We start from the raw sequence: 15,644 nt of genomic DNA on the forward strand, positions 1-15,644 counted from the left end.
CCAAGCTAGACAAAATGATAGGGAGGGAGCGCTTCGCTGAGAGTCAGTTCCCAGTGGGGACAGTGGATTTGCCAAGTTTGCAAGTGTTCGTAAAGTTGGGGGCCTTCCTGGGCGCTTACCAACAGATACACTCGTTGACTGCCATCTTGAGCTTCACCCAAGACTGGACCCGGATAGATTTGGGCGATCGCTTGCACTAAAGTTTGCCACTCAGCCGTCTGTTGCTGTTGCTGCTCATACTGACTTTGAAAACGACGTTTTTTGGCTAAAAAATATTCTCGCCCCTGAGCCTCTGTGGGCAAGGTGGCTTCGATCTCTAAAACTAAGGGGATTAACTTTAGGGTATATTCAGCTTTGCCAGTCACCCTTGCTAACTTCTCCAGATATTCCTGGCTGTGGGTTTGCAGATGGGCTAGCAATCCTTCTGTAGACAAAAACCGAGTGCCAAACCGCAGGGGCAGTAAAGCGGTCTGCTCAAACAATTCTCGAATCACGCGATCGTGGGTCAACACTGCTTGGACTAACTGAGCATCATGTTCTTGCAGCGTTTCAAAAGCCAGCTCAGGTTCGATTAGGGCAGAGAGGCGATCGCAAGTCACTAGCTCCAAAGCACTCACAATTCCAGACGGTAGCTCGATGGCACTTGTGGGTGTGTTGAGGAAAGCATAGGTGTACATCGGCATCTAGGCGAGCTTGAAGCAGCCAGGTTACTTCAGGCAGGACGTGGTGAACAAAGGCGGCATTTTCCTGCTTTATTTATCCACTTTAAGCCCCTAGGTGACGGAATCTGAAATCAGCTCAAGACCAATTTTGAGTTGCAGGCGTCCAGCAGACCAAGCATCGCTTACAGGTGGTTGTAGGGCGATGGGAGTGCCCTGCAATAGCTGTTGCAGGAGTGGTGTATTAGCCTCCATCGGCTGAAGTAGTTGGGCGAGGAATGTAGCTACGGGTTGTAATTCTTTTCCACCTGCGCCGGAAGTAACTCGAATTAAGGTTTGGGCCACCAGAGCATTGGGCATGGCTTTGAGTACTTGTCCAGTTGACAGATCGAATAGCCAGTTTAGGTGGGGAGCGCTAATTTCGAGTACGGCAAACAATCGTAGAGTCCCCGTCAGCCAAAGCTCATTAGGTTGCAGTACCTCCGCTGGTATGCCGCCTACAAGGTGCATTGTCTGATAAGCGCTGCTGGTGAGCTGCCACAGCAATTGAGGGAGCCAGCTATCCACACAAATTTCTGGCTGAAGCGGCCCATCCGGTGTTAGCTCAGTGGCATTAGGTATTTCCTTCGCGATCGCCTCAGCAGTTGCCACAATGCTGGGCAGCAGTACGCCAGAGAGATCAGTAGACGCTGGATCGGCTTCAGGCGCAGCAGTTGCGTGAGCAATCGCGACACTCAAAGGCTGTAATTGAGTTTGGAAGTAGGGTTGGGCGATCGTTGGCTCGGTTAGCTTGACTTTTAAGGCTGTCCCAAATGCTGATATTCCGTTGGGGGCTGTGAGATCCGTGAGGGTTGTGCTCTCGGTAAATTCAAACGCAAACTGCAACTGTAAAGTGCCAGACTGCCAAGCTTGTCCAGATTGGAGGCAATCGACTGCGGTAGGCTCAGTAAACCGTTGCATTTCTGGCGTCACGGTCTGCATTTGCTGGAGCAACTGCTGGGTAAAGCGCTGTGCCCAAGTGGGTTGATTGCAGAAATTTTCGCCCTCAGTCTGAATCAGGGCTTGATGAGTTAGGTTGTTGGCAGGTGGCTGATTGGTGGCTAAATCTAACGCCCATTCTTCATGGGGCAACTTCAGCGTTAGCAGGGCCACAAGACGTAAAGCTCCCGTTTGCCAACCTTGACCAGGCTGAAACACTTTTGCCTCAACGCCACAGAGCAAGCGCATTAAGTCGTAGGAGCTTTTGGCAATGTACCAAAGACACTGCGGAATTAAGTCTTCAATCAAGCAATAGTCTGGTATGGTCGCAGTTGCAGGAGACACCACTGGCACAGAATCTGAACCCAGAGAGCTGGTTTGCAGCGCTTCCAAGACTTCGTAGGCTTCTTCTGTAACGTAAGGAATTAAGTTTTCAATCGTTGGCTCTAAGTCGCTCGGCCAGCCACTCTGGGGCGATCGCAACTTGGCGACAATTGCCACCAACCGCTGCATCGCTTCTAAAACGGGCTGAGCAACTGGCTGAGCTAAGACTAGTGGCTGCGAGTTGCCCTCAATGGCGGTTGGCTCACTCAACTTCAAAACCGTTTTGGCGATCGCGGCAAAGTCAAATACGGGGTCAAACTCCTCGGTTTCAGCCACCAACTCTCCTAGGCACTCGATTGCCTCAGGAGCTAGCATCGGTACCACTAGAGAAGATTGAGGTTGGGTCATGGCTATCTCTGCTGGAAAATCTAGAGGTTGAAGTGGCGCTGGAATCGCGGATCGAGATAATGCTGTTTCTGATGATTGCAAGGCAGACAGAGCGTTTGCAGGTTGCTAATGTCGTTAGACCCACCTCGCGCCAGTGGAATAATGTGGTCAATACTGAGATGCACCTCTAATTGAGTCTGCCCACAGCTTCGGCATTGATAGCGATCGCGCTCAAACACATATTTCCGAACTTCTGGCGGAATCCGAATGCGAGGAGTTTTGCTCATAATGTTGTGCTTACGGCTGGTTGCTCACGAATGGTCCTGCCAAACATCGTTAGGAATCGCCTGACGAATATCATCCAGGGGTGACTTCATTTCATCGGGAAGAAATTCCAAACTGACTCTGATTTTGCCTTTACGCCAACCTTGACCATCAAACTTTAAGGCTTCACATTCCATGCCTTCAGCAAAGACACTAATTGCTTGATCGGAAGGTAAAGATTTCTCGGCGATCGCTTCGATAAATTCAATCGCTCTGAGAGTCCGTGGCAATTCTAAATAGTCCGAAATGTCCTCGGAGTCAATAGAAAGGACTTCGTCATATTTCAAGGCTTGAAATTTGTTTTTCTCGCTATTTTCCATGAGTTAATCGCGATCGCCTTTTTCTGAAATTTGTTGACGAATATCATCAAGCGGTGATTCTACTTCATCAGGACAGAAAGCCAAGCTAATTTTGACTTTACCCTTTCGCCAACCTTTAGAAGGGCTTAAAACCCCACAACTAATACCTTGATTCAACCATCCTTCAGTTTCATCAGAATATAAATAATCTCGTTGCAAAAGCTCAAGAAACTCACCAGCCTTAAAAGTCGTATGAGAGACTACTATTTGGTCAGCTTCTTCTACAGAAATTACTTCAGTATCAGACAAGACTTGGAATTGATTATTCATTCTTTTCTGTTCCTAGATTCCTTTATGTAAATTAGTGAGATTGCATCTGGCGAATATTATCCAGGGACGATTTTACTTGCTCATTTAATAAATCAATGCCTTCAGTTACTTCTTCTGCTTCATCAGGACAGAACTCAACTGCTATCCTAATTCTAAGCTTTCCTTTTTTCCATCCTTTAGCATCAGTTCGCAAGATTTCACAATCTATTCCTTTGCTAAACCAATCTCGCCAACTTCCTGGTATACCTCCTTTAGGGTTTAAGGCTGTGGAAAAAGCTTGATAACCAGGGTGCGGAAATGTTTCTTGAATCTTTGACAAGAATTCTTCTACCTTAAACATAGAACTAGAAAACATTAGGGCAGCATCTTTATCAAGAGATTGAGTATTAAGCTCCCGAAAATCATTACTCATGGATATTTCTGTGTTAGATGGATATTGAGAAGAAGATAGTTTTTGTCGTGTGCACATTATTCAGCTTGCAGCAACTATTCATTAATCATTTGACGAATATCATCCAGGGGTGATTCTGTCTGATCATTTTCTGGTTCATCAGGACAAAATTCTAAATCTACTTTCACTCTGATTCGAATTGTCCCCTTCTGCCAGCCTTGAGGCCCAGGTCTGAGAACTTCACAATTTCCTCCTTCACTAAACCACCATTCATTGGATTCCTCGCGATAAGCATCGCTAAAACTTCGGGTATCAATTGGGACATTCTGTTGGGCCAAAGCTTCATATAGGTAGGGGCCAACATATCTTGAATTAAATGCATTTTTGAGGGCTTCTGTTAACTGCTCCACCTTAAACAACCGAGAATCAAAAGAAACAATATCCTTGCTGTCAAAATCATTTAGGCTGTATCGATTACTTATATCTTCCATTGGAATTTTAGTTTTCCTCAGCGATCGCTTGCCGAATATCATCAAGTGGTGATTCTGTGGCTTCAGACTCATCAGGATGAAATTCTATGCTGACTTTGATTTTAATTTTCCCTTTTCTCCAGGCTTTATCACCAAGCTCCAAAACCTCGCAATCTATACCATTCCCAAACCAGTCTTTCGTAAATATCTTTAATTCATTCTGAGATGATTTTTGTGATATATTTTCACGTGTTAATAAGACTTTTAACGCTTCTCTAAATCTACCTGCTTTATGTAAAATAGAGCCAAATGCGACTACGCTTTCATCACTGAAGCTAAACGAAAAATTATGGTTTTCCATGCAGTTTATTGCTCCTAAAAGTTCCTAGAAGAGATCACCTAAAAAGTATTTAAGACCCCGCACTGGCCCCCTCAGTCCCCCAGTATTGGGGGAAGCTAAGAGTCCAGTTCTCTACTTAGGGAAGGCTAAGAATCTAGTTCTCCCAAAATTTGAGGGCTAGGGGAGCCTTTTACACCTAAGCCAAATTAGCGTTGGTCTCAGTCACATTAGTTTGAGTCCCATTACTTGAACCGAAATCAAAAGTTTCTGAGTTGTAAGCAGAAGGAACCGTTTGATCGAAGTCAGGGGTAGAGATAAAGGGAAGTTGGCGATCGCGTAATTGCATCGCTTGTAAACAGCTATTGATTGCTTCAACGGCTTGGTTATAAGTCGCAATATTGTGATCAACTTCTGTGAGAAGACGTTGATTGCGGAGGATTTTTTCTTCCGCTTCTTTCTCCAGTGTTTGCTCCAAATAAGCGCGAGCATGGTCATATTGCTGGAAAATTGCATCCGCTTGTTGCTCCGCCATTGGCAACAGGTGAGTTTTCAGCGTTTGGTTGAGAGTTTGGCGGAAATTGCGGCGAATTGTGGCTGATACTTTGGGTTCAAAATCCAACTTCAGCAACTGACGAATCGCAGGTTCCGCCTCAGCCATACTTTCGCAGTCATACCCTTGAGACGTTTGCTGCAAGGTTTGGCGCAACTGGAAGAAGAACGGCGAATCACCAAAAAACTGCGGCGTTTCGCGCACATAGCGATCGCACTCAATCCGAGCTTGGTTCGCGATCGCGTGTCGGACTTGGGCTTCTAGGTGCTTCAGTTGGGCCTCGATGCCGCCATCATTGCCCAATAAGCGGTAAAGCTTGCGGTAGTAGTCTGACTTGCGAACCTGCTCCGTTAAGTATTGGAAAAAGGCAACAACCACCGCTTGAGATGCCTCGACTAAAACGGTTTCTAGCTCATTCGCCAAGTAATAGAACGCTTCTACTAAAATCGCCATCAGAGGCGCTGTAGCATTGCGGGGATGGCTGAGCGTGGCGCGACTGTAAGCATCCGCCACAGAGAACGTATTCAGCAACTCATCTAAACGGCTGACCATGCGGGCTTTCAGCCTGATGAACGCTGCCTCGAACATAGCGTTGGTCACATCTCCGGCGATCGCATTCACTTCCTGGGCGATCGCTTGACAGAAGTCCGCTCCTATTTGCTTCAGCTCATGTCCTAGATGCTCCAGTTCACGAGCTTTCATCGCGTCGATCGCGCGGGGTTGGCTGTCTAACTCCCGCCGAGCTGCGAGATAGTGATTGCGGAGATTAATACAGAGCGGTTGCAAATCATCGGCTAGGTTAGCGAACAGTTGCGGGCGCTTTTCTTCGGTGAGGTAGCGGGTGATCGCTGTGCGGAATTCCTCAATGCCGCTGTCTTGAATCAACTGCTCCACCAGAGGCGCGCCCGACTCTTGCAGAATCCGCACGTAGTTTTCGTTGGGTGTTTCGTAGCTGTTGACCGAAATGCGGAAGCGACTGGAGGCCAACTTGCCAGAGTTGGCACAGTAACGGTTGAATTCATTCACAAACTGCGGCGTTTCTTCCTGCCCATCCAAGCCCTTGATGCTCTCCGCAAAGACAGAATCGAGGCCAAAGCGATCGCCGACTCTAGTTTGCTTAATCTGGCTACCATAAAAGCCCAGCAAACCGCTGGTTTTGTAGACTCTGCTTGAATCTTGGAATTGGGCATACACCAAATCATCCAGCCGTTGCCGCAGTTGGCTGTTGTACCAAGTTTCGTCAATGCGGTTGAACACATAGAAGACGCGATCGCGAATGCCGATGTTACTCCGCATCTTCTCTAGCAGTTCGGTTTCTTCGGTGGTCATGTCTCCCGCTGCCGCAGGTTTCAGGACACAAACCACGGCTGACGTATCGGAGTCTTCAATTTTGCGGTAAGTCAGCTCGGCATCTTTTTTCACCGGAGCATCAATTCCAGGCATGTCCACCAGCACGTTGCCATCTTGCAACAGGGGGTGATGGCAGTAGTATTCGATCCGCCTCAGAACCGAGCTATTGCTACCCCGGCGAGCAAAACTGGCGGCTTCCTTGAGGCTGGAGAAGTTGAACTGCTCCATTGAGTAGGTGGCGTGGTTGGTGGGGTGCAGGCGATCGCGGTTAGCGGCAAATCCTTCTAGCAGCAAAACCAGCGCCTTGGCTTGCTTGGCCCGCTCTGACTTACTCTCGCCACCTTCCTGCTGAATAATTGCCTGACAGCCTTGGTGCAGCAGACCCATTACTTCCGGCTGATCAATAGCGATCGCTGCCGTTAGCCCTAAGCGTTGGCAGAGTGCCTGAGCCTGCTCCCGAATCTCGGCTTCACTGAGAAACGTGAGCACCACTCGCTCCTGATCTGGCTCGGCATATTCGACATAGCACTCGGTTCCGGTGGCGTGGCCTTCAGCGCTGTAGAGCAACTCGCGTTCTAGCAGGGCGTTGATCAACATCGACTTCCCGGCACTAAACGCCCCCGCAAACACGATCTGGAATTTAGGAGCGATCGCTTTTTTCAGGGACGATTGAATGACGGTGATATCTTGCTGGGTACGGAGCGACGGTTCGTGGTGCAACAGTTGCAGCAGAGAATCAACCTGATCTGGCAGGCTCTGACACTGGAGGGGCATTTGAGTCATGGTGGCAAGTACTGGAGAGGGAATTGCTGTGAACGCGGACTAGTTCTAAACTCAACCCCCAGAGTTCCCATTCCTTGCCGAGCAGACGCAGGATAACCCTGCATTTCGGGCGGTTATCCGTCTCTTAGTAACCAAGAAAATCAAGACCGCCGGACGGAGTTAGTCCAGCTTCATAGCTCCCAAATAGCCCTGTAAATAAGGCGAAAACACCTCATAGATCAGCGTTAGCGGCTGTCCATGATGCCAGAACAAATAGTGACGTCCCCAAAAAGGCCCAGTTTGCTCAAACGCAGACTCTAAAACTGCAGAATGACCGTAATAAACTCCTTGCACATCCCGATATAACTCAGTGCGTAAGCGGGCCAAACTCGCCCAAATCGGCAGTGAGCGATTTTGCAGATACTCGTCTACATGGCTCGCCTCCCACCAAGAAGCCGCATAGGCCAGTCTTTGCCCGGAAGCTGTGCGCAACCAAACTTGTCTCCTTAAACGGGGTCCTGGAATCAGTTGGATTTGAGCGGGCGCTCCATCTGAGTCCATACCAATCAAGGACATATCAATCACATCTACTTCAGTAGGCTCACCCGTTAGCAACTGTAGATGTTTGGTCGGAGAACCGTCTCCCAACAAAAGCATCTGCCAAGCAGGAGCTAACTGAGCATGCGGCAATCCTTGTTGAATGCCCACGCCCTCATCCTGCCAGAGAGGATCTAAAGCGTACCAGGGCGCTGGTAGAGTAATGCTTTTGTTAGGTTTAATAGTGGAAGTCAAAGCTCTTTACAAATCTTTTCATTCTTCCTCCGATCATAAACAGGAAATGCTTAGGAGGCAAAGAATCAAGAAATAGAGAGCTGAAACTCCAAAACACAGAATGGTTAAATATGCGGATGGCGAGACTCGAACTCGCAAGGCGTGAGCCACACGCCCCTCAAGCGTGCGTGTCTACCAATTCCACCACATCCGCGTGGTTTTAGAGGCTGCCAAGGTGCAAATGCCCTTGATTTCCTCCGGTTACCTAGAATAGCTCATAAACTGACTTTTGGATCAAAATTTTGAAGAACTCTGAAATATTTTCTTCAGAGGCGATCGCAACCTAATACAGATCAAGGAAATGCAACTCTATCTTGAAGTTCTAGGCGCACTTCGCTTTAGTTAAGCTACCCCAGCGTGATACGATCAGTTTCCGGTCTGAGGTTTTCGTGTAAGTTCCTGGGTTTGGTTTCGCCGTCAAGGTGTCTTCCAGAGCGCCTCAGAAAGCTTTATTTTACTCATTTATTGACCTTAAAGCTGGAAGATGCTTTTTTCAAAAATTCTGATTGCAAATCGAGGGGAAATCGCCCTCCGCATTCTCCGGACTTGTGAAGAAATGGGGATTGCGACAGTTGCGGTTCACTCTACGGTTGATCGCCATGCGCTCCATGTGCAGTTAGCAGATGAAGCTGTTTGCATTGGCGAACCACCCAGTGGCAAAAGTTACCTAAACATCCCCAATATCATTGCGGCAGCTTTGACTCGAAATGCCACCGCCATCCACCCAGGCTATGGCTTTTTAGCAGAGAACGCCCGCTTTGCTGAGATCTGCGCGGATCATCAAATTGCCTTCATTGGGCCTTCACCCGAAGCGATTCGTTTGATGGGCGACAAATCTACTGCTAAGGAGACGGCTCAGCGCGCTGGTGTGCCTACGGTTCCGGGTAGCGATGGGCTGCTGACAGATGACCAAGAAGCCTTAGCGATCGCTCGCAAAATTGGCTATCCCGTCATGATCAAGGCGACTGCCGGAGGTGGCGGTCGGGGGATGCGACTAGTCCCTGAGGAAAGCGAGCTGAACAAACTGTTCATGGCTGCCCAAGGTGAAGCCGAGGCAGCCTTCGGTAACGGTGGAGTTTATCTAGAGAAATTTATTGAGCGACCCCGCCATATTGAATTTCAAATTTTGGCTGATAGTTACGGCAATGTCATCCATTTAGGCGAGCGCGACTGTTCCATTCAGCGCCGACACCAAAAGCTGTTAGAAGAAGCACCAAGTCCTGCCCTGAGCCAAGAACTCCGCGAGAAGATGGGAGCGGCAGCGGTTCGGGTAGCTCAATCGATTAATTACGTGGGAGCGGGTACGGTTGAATTTCTCCTGGATCAAACAGGGAATTTCTACTTCATGGAAATGAATACCCGCATTCAGGTAGAGCATCCAGTTACAGAGATGATTACTGGACTCGATTTGATTGCGGAGCAAATTCGCATCGCTCAGGGGGAAAAACTCAGACTGACCCAAGAGCAGGTGGTACTCAAAGGTCATGCGATCGAATGTCGGGTAAACGCAGAAGATCCAGACTTTAACTTCCGCCCTAGCCCAGGTCGCATCAGTGGTTACTTGCCACCAGGGGGACCCGGAGTGCGGATGGACTCGCATGTGTATACAGACTATGACATTCCGCCCTACTACGACTCCTTGATTGGCAAGTTGATTGTTTGGGCACCCGATCGCCCCGCTGCCATTAGACGCATGAAACGGGCATTACGGGAGTGTGCCGTGACAGGCCTGCCCACTACCATCGGCTTCCATCAGCGAATTTTGGAAACCCCAGAGTTTAACCGAGGCGAGGTTTACACCAACTTTGTACTTGATGTAATGCAAAACTCGAAGTAATGGATACCCCCACTCCATACGCTCAATCCCTTGGGTCGTTTCTCAGATAGAGCGGTTGACTATGCGAAGTCTCGACCAAGCTATTCTGGGGCAGCGATCGTTCTCTTTCCCAAGGGCTAGGTTTACAGAACTCCTAGTGCAGCATCATGGTCACGAGTCCTTGCTGGCCCAACAAGATTTCGCGCAGCAAGCTAAAAATTCCCACCCAAATAATCGGGGTAATATCTACTCCCCCAATCGGTGGCACGAGCTTTCTCAAAGGCAGCAAAAAAGGCTCGGTGGGCCAAGCCACTACATTGAAGGGAAACTGATTCAAATTAACTTGGGGATACCAAGTTAGAACAATCCGAAAGATAAATAAAAAGATCATCAACCCCAATAAAGGGCCAAGCGTCCAGGTGGCAAGTGCAGCAGAAGTCATAAGCGCGGAGTTGAGTAGAGGATTTTTAAGCTTTGTAACTAAATTCACTCCTTAATTCTACCTGTAGGTGGGCATGTCTGAGGCAGCGATCGCCCCCACCAGAGTGCTTCTAGCTGATCCAATTGCTTCTAGGCACATTCTTAAACTGCTCAGAGCAGAGTGCTAAAAGCGGCGCATGACTTCTCTAAGGTATGACAAACCATTACAATTATGAAAACTAACTCATGGTTGTAATCAAGGACGAGGACTCTCTATGACTCCTTCACTCGCTAATTTCTTATGGAGCCTGGTTTGGGGTGCTGCCATCGTAGTCATTCCCGCGACCGTAGGGCTGATCGTCATCAGTCAGAAAGATAAAATTCAGCGCTCTTAGTTGGCTGAACTAATTTGTAAAGCTAAGATTTCAAGCATTTTTTGAAACTTCCCTCACACTGCTTCAGCAGTTCAAGCTAGCCTATTTCAACCTCAGCCTTGTTAGAGGCAACTTTAAGTTGTCTGACGTTAACAGACTGAGGTTTTTTTATGCTCAGCTATGGATTACCTTAGAGATAACTAGTGCAATCTGGTGCGACATCGCACCCAATCTAGAATCAAGACAAGTTCGCTACCCTACGAGTGTTAGCCCTCAGCGATCGCTGGCAAGCCAAAATCAGCTTACCTAGCATAGGGCGGAGGTTTTTAGCAAGACTCGCTAACATAGGACTGACTTAGGAGAAAGGCAATGGTAAACGTCGGACTTAGCTGGAGCAGCATGGTGGGCATTGCTCTTGCTATCGCTGGAGCAGCGCTTTATTTTCTGCGCTCAGTACGTCCAGGTCTAGCCCGCGATCATGATATTTTCTTTGCCGCCGTGGGGCTCCTTTGCGGTGGTATTCTCTTTTTCCAGGGCTGGCGACAAGACCCAATTCTACAATTTGGTCAGTTTCTATTAGCCGGGACAACCATTTTCTTTGCTGTAGAGAGCATTCGGTTACGGGGTGTTGCGACTGAGCAAGCGAAACGCAGTACTCCGATTGTGGATGATGAGCGACCCGTGAGTCGGGTATATCAAGCTGAGTTGGATGACGTAACGCAATTCGACGAAGAGTGGGCCAATCGGCGGCGCATTCGCGGCTCCAGAGACAGCTATGCGACCCGTGAAGATGAGTACGAAGATGATTTGCCTCGTCGTCAACCCATTCGTCCTAGCCGAGATGAGAGGCTAGGTCCCGGAGAGCGTTCCCGAAGACCTCGCCCTCGTCCAGAAAGCCGACCCGTTGAAGACAGCGACATTTCAGACGCTTCAGTGGATTTGGACGATCGCCCTGCTAGAAGGCCAACGCGCCCCAACAGTAACGGCTCCTCTCGTCCTGCCAATCGGGATACCAATGGGGGTCCAAAAACTCGTAGACCTCGTCCTCCGCAAAATTCGGGTGCTTCAAGACGCTCGAACGTAGACGCGGAGCCGAGCGATTATGTAGATTACCAACCCATTAACTTTCCAGATGATGAAGGAGATAACTCCTCCAACTTCGATTAAGCAACAGGGTTTTGCATTCCTGAATTAAATCTAATCAACCAGCCCTGAAGCGGGAGCCGTCACCATACTGCTCCCGCTTCACGCTATTTTGGTTACTACTGAACATTTTTAAGCGTTTCTTCAGGAGGAAGTAGCGGTGCCATTTGAGCGGCGATCGACAGGGGCAGCCAAGCCATATTGGGCAGTACCTTGGCTGGCTCAGCTGAGTGAGCGCAACCCCCTGACCATGTCTCGCTGGGTACTGCTATGGATGACAGTAGGTGCGGCTGGGGGTCTCTTTGCGGCACTCTACTGGAATGTTTTAGAACTCTTGACCCATGCCCTAGAGGTCTTCACAGGTCCCGTGCTTCTATTGATCATGCCTCTGGCGGGTTTGCTCATTGGTTTGGTGATTTACTGGCTAGGCAATCCAGGTGAAATTGCTGTGATTGTGGACAATATTCACTTTCAAGGCGGACGCCTAGATATGCGCCGTAATCCTGCCATGATTTTGTCTTCTCTCTTAAGCATTGCCAGCGGGGGAAGTGCGGGTCCAGAGGCTCCGCTAGTGCAAGTAACTGGGTCAGTCGGGACGTGGCTGGGCGATCGCTGGCAGCTACAAGGCGAAAACCTCCGCACCATGAGCTTAGTTGGCATGGCCTCTGGCTTTACTGCTTTATTCGGTGCGCCTTTGGGTGGTGCCATGTTTGCCCTAGAAATCTTGCACCATCAGCACGTAGCGGAGTATTACGAAGCGGTTTTACCAGCGATCGTGGCTAGTTGCGCTAGCTACATTGTGTTCGCCGGGATCACCCATTTAGGCTTGGCCCCAACTTGGGAGTTTCCCCAGTACAACCTGGACCAAATTGACGATTTTGCTTTAGCTATTTTGTATGGCGCTATTGGCGCAGCAGCAGGATGGCTGCTAATCACCATTTTTCGGCTGTGTGACCAGTTCTTTGCCCACTTAGGAGGACCGATTTACGTCCGCACGACCATTGCAGGTTTGGGACTGGGTGCGATCGCTACTTTGTTTCCCCTCACCCGATTCTTTGGCCACCACGAACTCAGTGTCGTCATCACCACTGAATTCACCGCGACAGCCCTCTTGGCCTTAGCCTGCGCCAAGATGGCCGCTATTAGCATTACAGTCACAGGAGGCTGGCGGGGCGGATTCATTATCCCTATTTTCTTTACGGGTACCTGTATTGGCAAAGCGATCGCCTTGTTAGTTCCAGGTGTCAATCCAGTTCTAGCCATGATTTGTACGATGGCAGGCATGAATGCAGCTGTCACTCGCACCCCGGTCAGTACTGCGATCTTGTTGGCAAAATTAACCGGAGTTAGTACCTTGACCCCGGTGTTATTTGCTAGTCTAATCGGCTTTTTCTTAGCTCCTAAGGTTCCTTTGATTGCCTCACAACTCAAAACCAATCGTGAGGAGTTAGCTCATCCCTAAGCGGTTCCTCAGAGCAGCCAGAGGTAAGCGAGCCCCGCTCATCGCAAGCCCAACCAAGTCCAAAAATCTTGATGCGTAAAGAATTCCAAAATTAGTAAGGCGACAAAGCCGATCATGGCAAATCGCCCGTTGATTTGCTCCGCATAGAAGGTCCAACCGAAGGCAGGCTCAAAACGGTTGTCAGCGTCTAGGGTGGCTTGGGGGGCCGTAGGCTGGGGGGGAGTAGAAGTTGTTTCGTTCATAGCAAGAATGTGATGAATCAGCAGATTAGGGCTGGGAATTAGCCTGCTTTGACTCTACCGCTAAATTTTGCACTGACTCAATCAGCGATCGCACTTGGGGAGCCCCAGCAGAAGCATGGAACGTAAAGGGAAACTTGCCTCGCTGCACCATCCGTAAACCCAGTTTCCCCATCGTGACTAAACCTTGGAGATCCCGGAAGGAGTTGGTTACGACCCGCAGACCAAATTGGCGCTCATCTACCCAGCCTCCTTGCTTCACCAAATCAACCAAGGTGCGACGGTGCCGAATCGGGCGGCTATCCTCTACAGAAGGGTTGGCTAGAATTTCTCGCTTAATGTTCCCAATCTGGTCCATTGGAGCCACGTCCATCGGGCAGACCGAGTTGCAGAAAAAGCAGCGAGTACAACCCCATACGCCTTGCGTCCCTTGGTTGTATTGGTCAAGGCGCGCTGCGGTTTGATCGTCGCGAGAGTCTGCCAGGGTGCGGTAAGCCTTGGCTAAGGCGTGGGGGCCGACAAAATCAGGATTGACGGTGCGGGCATTGCATTCGGAATAACAAGCGCCACAGAGAATGCAATTGCCCGTTTGGTCGAGGCGCGATCGCTCAGCCGGGGTTTGCAAAAACTCCCGTTCTGGAACTTGCCGAGCCGCAGTACTGACGTAGGGATCAACAGCTTTTAGGTTGCTCCAAAAGCTCTGCATATCGACCACTAAATCTTTCACCACAGGCATGTTGCCCATCGGCGCGATCGTAATTTCTGGCAAACTCTCAGCAGGCTGGGAGTTTAATGCTGCTGTACTGGCAATTTGTTGCAGTCGAGCTAATTCATGACCCACATTTTCTTTACAAGCCAATGCCGAACGGCCATTAATTCGCATTGAGCAACTGCCACAAATTGTATTACGACAGTTTTTCCGAAAAGCTAAACTACCGTCTTGCTCCCATTTGATGCGATTTAAGCAATCAAGAATTGTCATGCCAGGATCAACATCAAGAGTGTAAGTCTGCACCCAAGCTGGAGCATTTTGGCTCTGTCGGTCTACTTTAAAGAGAACTTGCATGCTTAAAACCGAAGCCTTGAAATTTGCAGGGTAAAGTAAGAAATCACTGAAATTTAGAGTTCGGGCAAGAAGATTTCCGCATGCTTCGTCACTTGCAGTTCACTACTTTGTTGATGAGTAGCTTTCCTGCCCTAACTCTAGTTTAATCCTGAACTTCTCTAACCTAGGCGACCCCAACAGTGCTTTACCAGCATCATGATCCGTAAAGTACCCTTACCTTTGCAATTTCTGCTTTAGGCGATGTGCATTCGACATTGCAAAGATGAAATTTTCCTGAGAAAACATAGTTTAGAAGTTTGTGACGAACTGTCCTTTCCTGCTAATTAGAGCGACTAGTGAGCCTTCCAGAGGAGAAGCAGGAGTCGGGATCATAACTTGTATAAACACTTCTCAGGTTGACAGCCCATTGAAATCGTGCATCCAATTATAAAATCTTCTAAAATACTCGTCATCAGAAATTTTGGCTGAGCAAAGGTTAAGCATTGACACAAAAATCTGTAAAGTGAACCTCCAAATATTAGTGATAAAACTAATTAGTAAAAGTCTTGTCAAAACATATAGATTAGAGGATATATTTTTTATAAAGCCACACACTGGCATTTCTTATTTACCCTCCTAGAGAGCAAAGGATATTTTGCAAAGTGATGACTGAAACTGAAACGCCAACAGCCCCATTGACGGGCAAAGCGCTACTGCAAAAAGTAAAAGAACTTTCTCACTTACCTCGGCGGGAAACGGCAAAGCGCTGCGGTTACTACACGGTCACAAAAAATGACCAGACTCGGGTTAATTTGACTGATTTCTATGATGCACTTCTGGCTGCTAGGGGTATTCCTTTAAGCCCTGAAGGTTCTAAGGATGGCCGTGGTAGAGAACCGACCTATCGCGTTAGTGTGCACAAAAATGGCCAAATTGTCATTGGTGCAACTTACACCCAGGCAATGGGATTAAAGCCAGGTGATGAGTTTGAAATCAAACTTGGTTACAAACACATTCATCTGATTCAGGTAGATGCCGATCGCAATGGTGGTAGGGCAGTCGATGATGAGGAGCTAGACGAGGAATAAATACTTCTTCTAGTTTGCTTCAGGCATGAAGACAATTAATAGAGCGATCGCGGGAGTTAACA

General features: G+C 48.6%; 18 protein-coding genes and 1 tRNA gene. 5 read left to right on the plus strand and 14 right to left on the minus strand.

Annotated features, from left to right (window positions below; genetic code table 11):
* Positions 1-5: 5 nt before the first annotated feature.
* From H6F68_RS00690 to H6F68_RS00740, 11 genes are all read right to left on the minus strand, one after another.
* Entirely contained in the window at positions 6-683 is a 678-nt protein-coding gene (locus H6F68_RS00690; protein ID WP_190555773.1) for a GvpL/GvpF family gas vesicle protein, read from the minus strand.
* Between the two features lie 90 nt (positions 684-773).
* A complete protein-coding gene (locus H6F68_RS00695) occupies positions 774-2,369 on the minus strand; it encodes a hypothetical protein (RefSeq protein ID WP_190555774.1) in 1,596 nt (531 codons plus the stop codon).
* Between the two features lie 20 nt (positions 2,370-2,389).
* On the minus strand, positions 2,390-2,635 hold the full coding sequence (locus H6F68_RS00700) for an HNH endonuclease (RefSeq protein ID WP_190553735.1): 246 nt from the start codon (positions 2,633-2,635) through the stop codon (positions 2,390-2,392).
* Between the two features lie 24 nt (positions 2,636-2,659).
* Positions 2,660-2,992 carry a KGK domain-containing protein gene (locus H6F68_RS00705; protein ID WP_190555775.1) on the minus strand — a complete coding sequence of 111 codons (333 nt, stop codon included), beginning with the start codon at positions 2,990-2,992 and terminating at the stop codon, positions 2,660-2,662.
* A gap of 3 nt (positions 2,993-2,995) precedes the next feature.
* Positions 2,996-3,301 (minus strand): KGK domain-containing protein, encoded by a 306-nt coding sequence (locus H6F68_RS00710; RefSeq protein ID WP_190555776.1) that lies wholly within the window; start codon positions 3,299-3,301, stop codon positions 2,996-2,998.
* A gap of 31 nt (positions 3,302-3,332) precedes the next feature.
* A complete protein-coding gene (locus H6F68_RS00715) occupies positions 3,333-3,713 on the minus strand; it encodes a KGK domain-containing protein (RefSeq protein WP_190555777.1) in 381 nt (126 codons plus the stop codon).
* Positions 3,714-3,787: 74 nt separating this feature from the next.
* Entirely contained in the window at positions 3,788-4,183 is a 396-nt protein-coding gene (locus H6F68_RS00720) for a KGK domain-containing protein (protein WP_190555778.1), read from the minus strand.
* Positions 4,184-4,190: 7 nt separating this feature from the next.
* Positions 4,191-4,523, minus strand: coding sequence for a KGK domain-containing protein (locus H6F68_RS00725; RefSeq protein WP_190555779.1), 333 nt, complete (start codon positions 4,521-4,523; stop codon positions 4,191-4,193).
* 175 nt (positions 4,524-4,698) lie between these two features.
* Entirely contained in the window at positions 4,699-7,185 is a 2,487-nt protein-coding gene (locus tag H6F68_RS00730; RefSeq protein WP_190555780.1) for a dynamin-like GTPase family protein, read from the minus strand.
* A 159-nt stretch (positions 7,186-7,344) separates the two neighbouring features.
* On the minus strand, positions 7,345-7,956 hold the full coding sequence (locus H6F68_RS00735) for a chorismate lyase (protein WP_190555781.1): 612 nt from the start codon (positions 7,954-7,956) through the stop codon (positions 7,345-7,347).
* Between the two features lie 111 nt (positions 7,957-8,067).
* A tRNA-Leu gene (locus H6F68_RS00740) sits at positions 8,068-8,149 on the minus strand.
* 330 nt (positions 8,150-8,479) lie between these two features.
* Here H6F68_RS00740 and accC point away from each other — a divergent pair.
* Positions 8,480-9,832: an acetyl-CoA carboxylase biotin carboxylase subunit gene (gene accC, locus H6F68_RS00745; protein ID WP_190555782.1), complete on the plus strand. Its 1,353-nt coding sequence runs from the start codon at positions 8,480-8,482 to the stop codon at positions 9,830-9,832.
* A gap of 133 nt (positions 9,833-9,965) precedes the next feature.
* On the opposite strand, the gene H6F68_RS00750 is transcribed toward accC, so the two are convergent.
* Positions 9,966-10,253 carry a YggT family protein gene (locus H6F68_RS00750; protein WP_190553727.1) on the minus strand — a complete coding sequence of 96 codons (288 nt, stop codon included), beginning with the start codon at positions 10,251-10,253 and terminating at the stop codon, positions 9,966-9,968.
* A gap of 253 nt (positions 10,254-10,506) precedes the next feature.
* On the opposite strand from H6F68_RS00750, the gene psbX reads away from it, so the two are divergent.
* From psbX to H6F68_RS00765, 3 genes are all read left to right on the plus strand, one after another.
* A complete protein-coding gene (psbX, locus tag H6F68_RS00755; RefSeq protein ID WP_190432648.1) occupies positions 10,507-10,626 on the plus strand; it encodes a photosystem II reaction center X protein in 120 nt (39 codons plus the stop codon).
* A gap of 348 nt (positions 10,627-10,974) precedes the next feature.
* Complete coding sequence (locus tag H6F68_RS29560; RefSeq protein ID WP_190555783.1) at positions 10,975-11,772, plus strand: Ycf66 family protein; 798 nt, start codon at positions 10,975-10,977, stop codon at positions 11,770-11,772.
* A gap of 136 nt (positions 11,773-11,908) precedes the next feature.
* Entirely contained in the window at positions 11,909-13,210 is a 1,302-nt protein-coding gene (locus H6F68_RS00765) for a chloride channel protein (RefSeq protein ID WP_313929990.1), read from the plus strand.
* 38 nt (positions 13,211-13,248) lie between these two features.
* Here the strand turns inward: H6F68_RS00765 and H6F68_RS00770 are convergent, their stop codons facing one another.
* On the minus strand, positions 13,249-13,452 hold the full coding sequence (locus H6F68_RS00770) for a chlorophyll a/b-binding protein (protein WP_190555784.1): 204 nt from the start codon (positions 13,450-13,452) through the stop codon (positions 13,249-13,251).
* 25 nt (positions 13,453-13,477) lie between these two features.
* A complete protein-coding gene (locus H6F68_RS00775; protein WP_190555785.1) occupies positions 13,478-14,515 on the minus strand; it encodes a succinate dehydrogenase/fumarate reductase iron-sulfur subunit in 1,038 nt (345 codons plus the stop codon).
* A 644-nt stretch (positions 14,516-15,159) separates the two neighbouring features.
* Here H6F68_RS00775 and H6F68_RS00780 point away from each other — a divergent pair.
* On the plus strand, positions 15,160-15,582 hold the full coding sequence (locus H6F68_RS00780; RefSeq protein ID WP_190555786.1) for an AbrB family transcriptional regulator: 423 nt from the start codon (positions 15,160-15,162) through the stop codon (positions 15,580-15,582).
* Positions 15,583-15,644: the final 62 nt, after the last annotated feature.

Source organism: Trichocoleus sp. FACHB-262, assembly GCF_014696035.1.
Lineage (GTDB): Bacteria > Cyanobacteriota > Cyanobacteriia > FACHB-46 > FACHB-46 > Trichocoleus.

Coding starts and splice junctions, on each gene's coding strand:
- accC (WP_190555782.1), top strand. CDS start 8,480: ATGCTTTTTTCAAAAATTCTGATTGCAAATCGAGGGGAAATCGCCCTC.
- H6F68_RS00770 (WP_190555784.1), bottom strand. CDS start 13,452: ATGAACGAAACAACTTCTACTCCCCCCCAGCCTACGGCCCCCCAAGCC.
- psbX (WP_190432648.1), top strand. CDS start 10,507: ATGACTCCTTCACTCGCTAATTTCTTATGGAGCCTGGTTTGGGGTGCT.
- H6F68_RS00720 (WP_190555778.1), bottom strand. CDS start 4,183: ATGGAAGATATAAGTAATCGATACAGCCTAAATGATTTTGACAGCAAG.
- H6F68_RS00710 (WP_190555776.1), bottom strand. CDS start 3,301: ATGAATAATCAATTCCAAGTCTTGTCTGATACTGAAGTAATTTCTGTA.
- H6F68_RS00780 (WP_190555786.1), top strand. CDS start 15,160: ATGACTGAAACTGAAACGCCAACAGCCCCATTGACGGGCAAAGCGCTA.
- H6F68_RS00750 (WP_190553727.1), bottom strand. CDS start 10,253: ATGACTTCTGCTGCACTTGCCACCTGGACGCTTGGCCCTTTATTGGGG.
- H6F68_RS00715 (WP_190555777.1), bottom strand. CDS start 3,713: ATGAGTAATGATTTTCGGGAGCTTAATACTCAATCTCTTGATAAAGAT.
- H6F68_RS00730 (WP_190555780.1), bottom strand. CDS start 7,185: ATGACTCAAATGCCCCTCCAGTGTCAGAGCCTGCCAGATCAGGTTGAT.
- H6F68_RS00700 (WP_190553735.1), bottom strand. CDS start 2,635: ATGAGCAAAACTCCTCGCATTCGGATTCCGCCAGAAGTTCGGAAATAT.
- H6F68_RS00725 (WP_190555779.1), bottom strand. CDS start 4,523: ATGGAAAACCATAATTTTTCGTTTAGCTTCAGTGATGAAAGCGTAGTC.
- H6F68_RS00775 (WP_190555785.1), bottom strand. CDS start 14,515: ATGCAAGTTCTCTTTAAAGTAGACCGACAGAGCCAAAATGCTCCAGCT.
- H6F68_RS00705 (WP_190555775.1), bottom strand. CDS start 2,992: ATGGAAAATAGCGAGAAAAACAAATTTCAAGCCTTGAAATATGACGAA.
- H6F68_RS00695 (WP_190555774.1), bottom strand. CDS start 2,369: ATGACCCAACCTCAATCTTCTCTAGTGGTACCGATGCTAGCTCCTGAG.
- H6F68_RS00690 (WP_190555773.1), bottom strand. CDS start 683: ATGCCGATGTACACCTATGCTTTCCTCAACACACCCACAAGTGCCATC.
- H6F68_RS29560 (WP_190555783.1), top strand. CDS start 10,975: ATGGTAAACGTCGGACTTAGCTGGAGCAGCATGGTGGGCATTGCTCTT.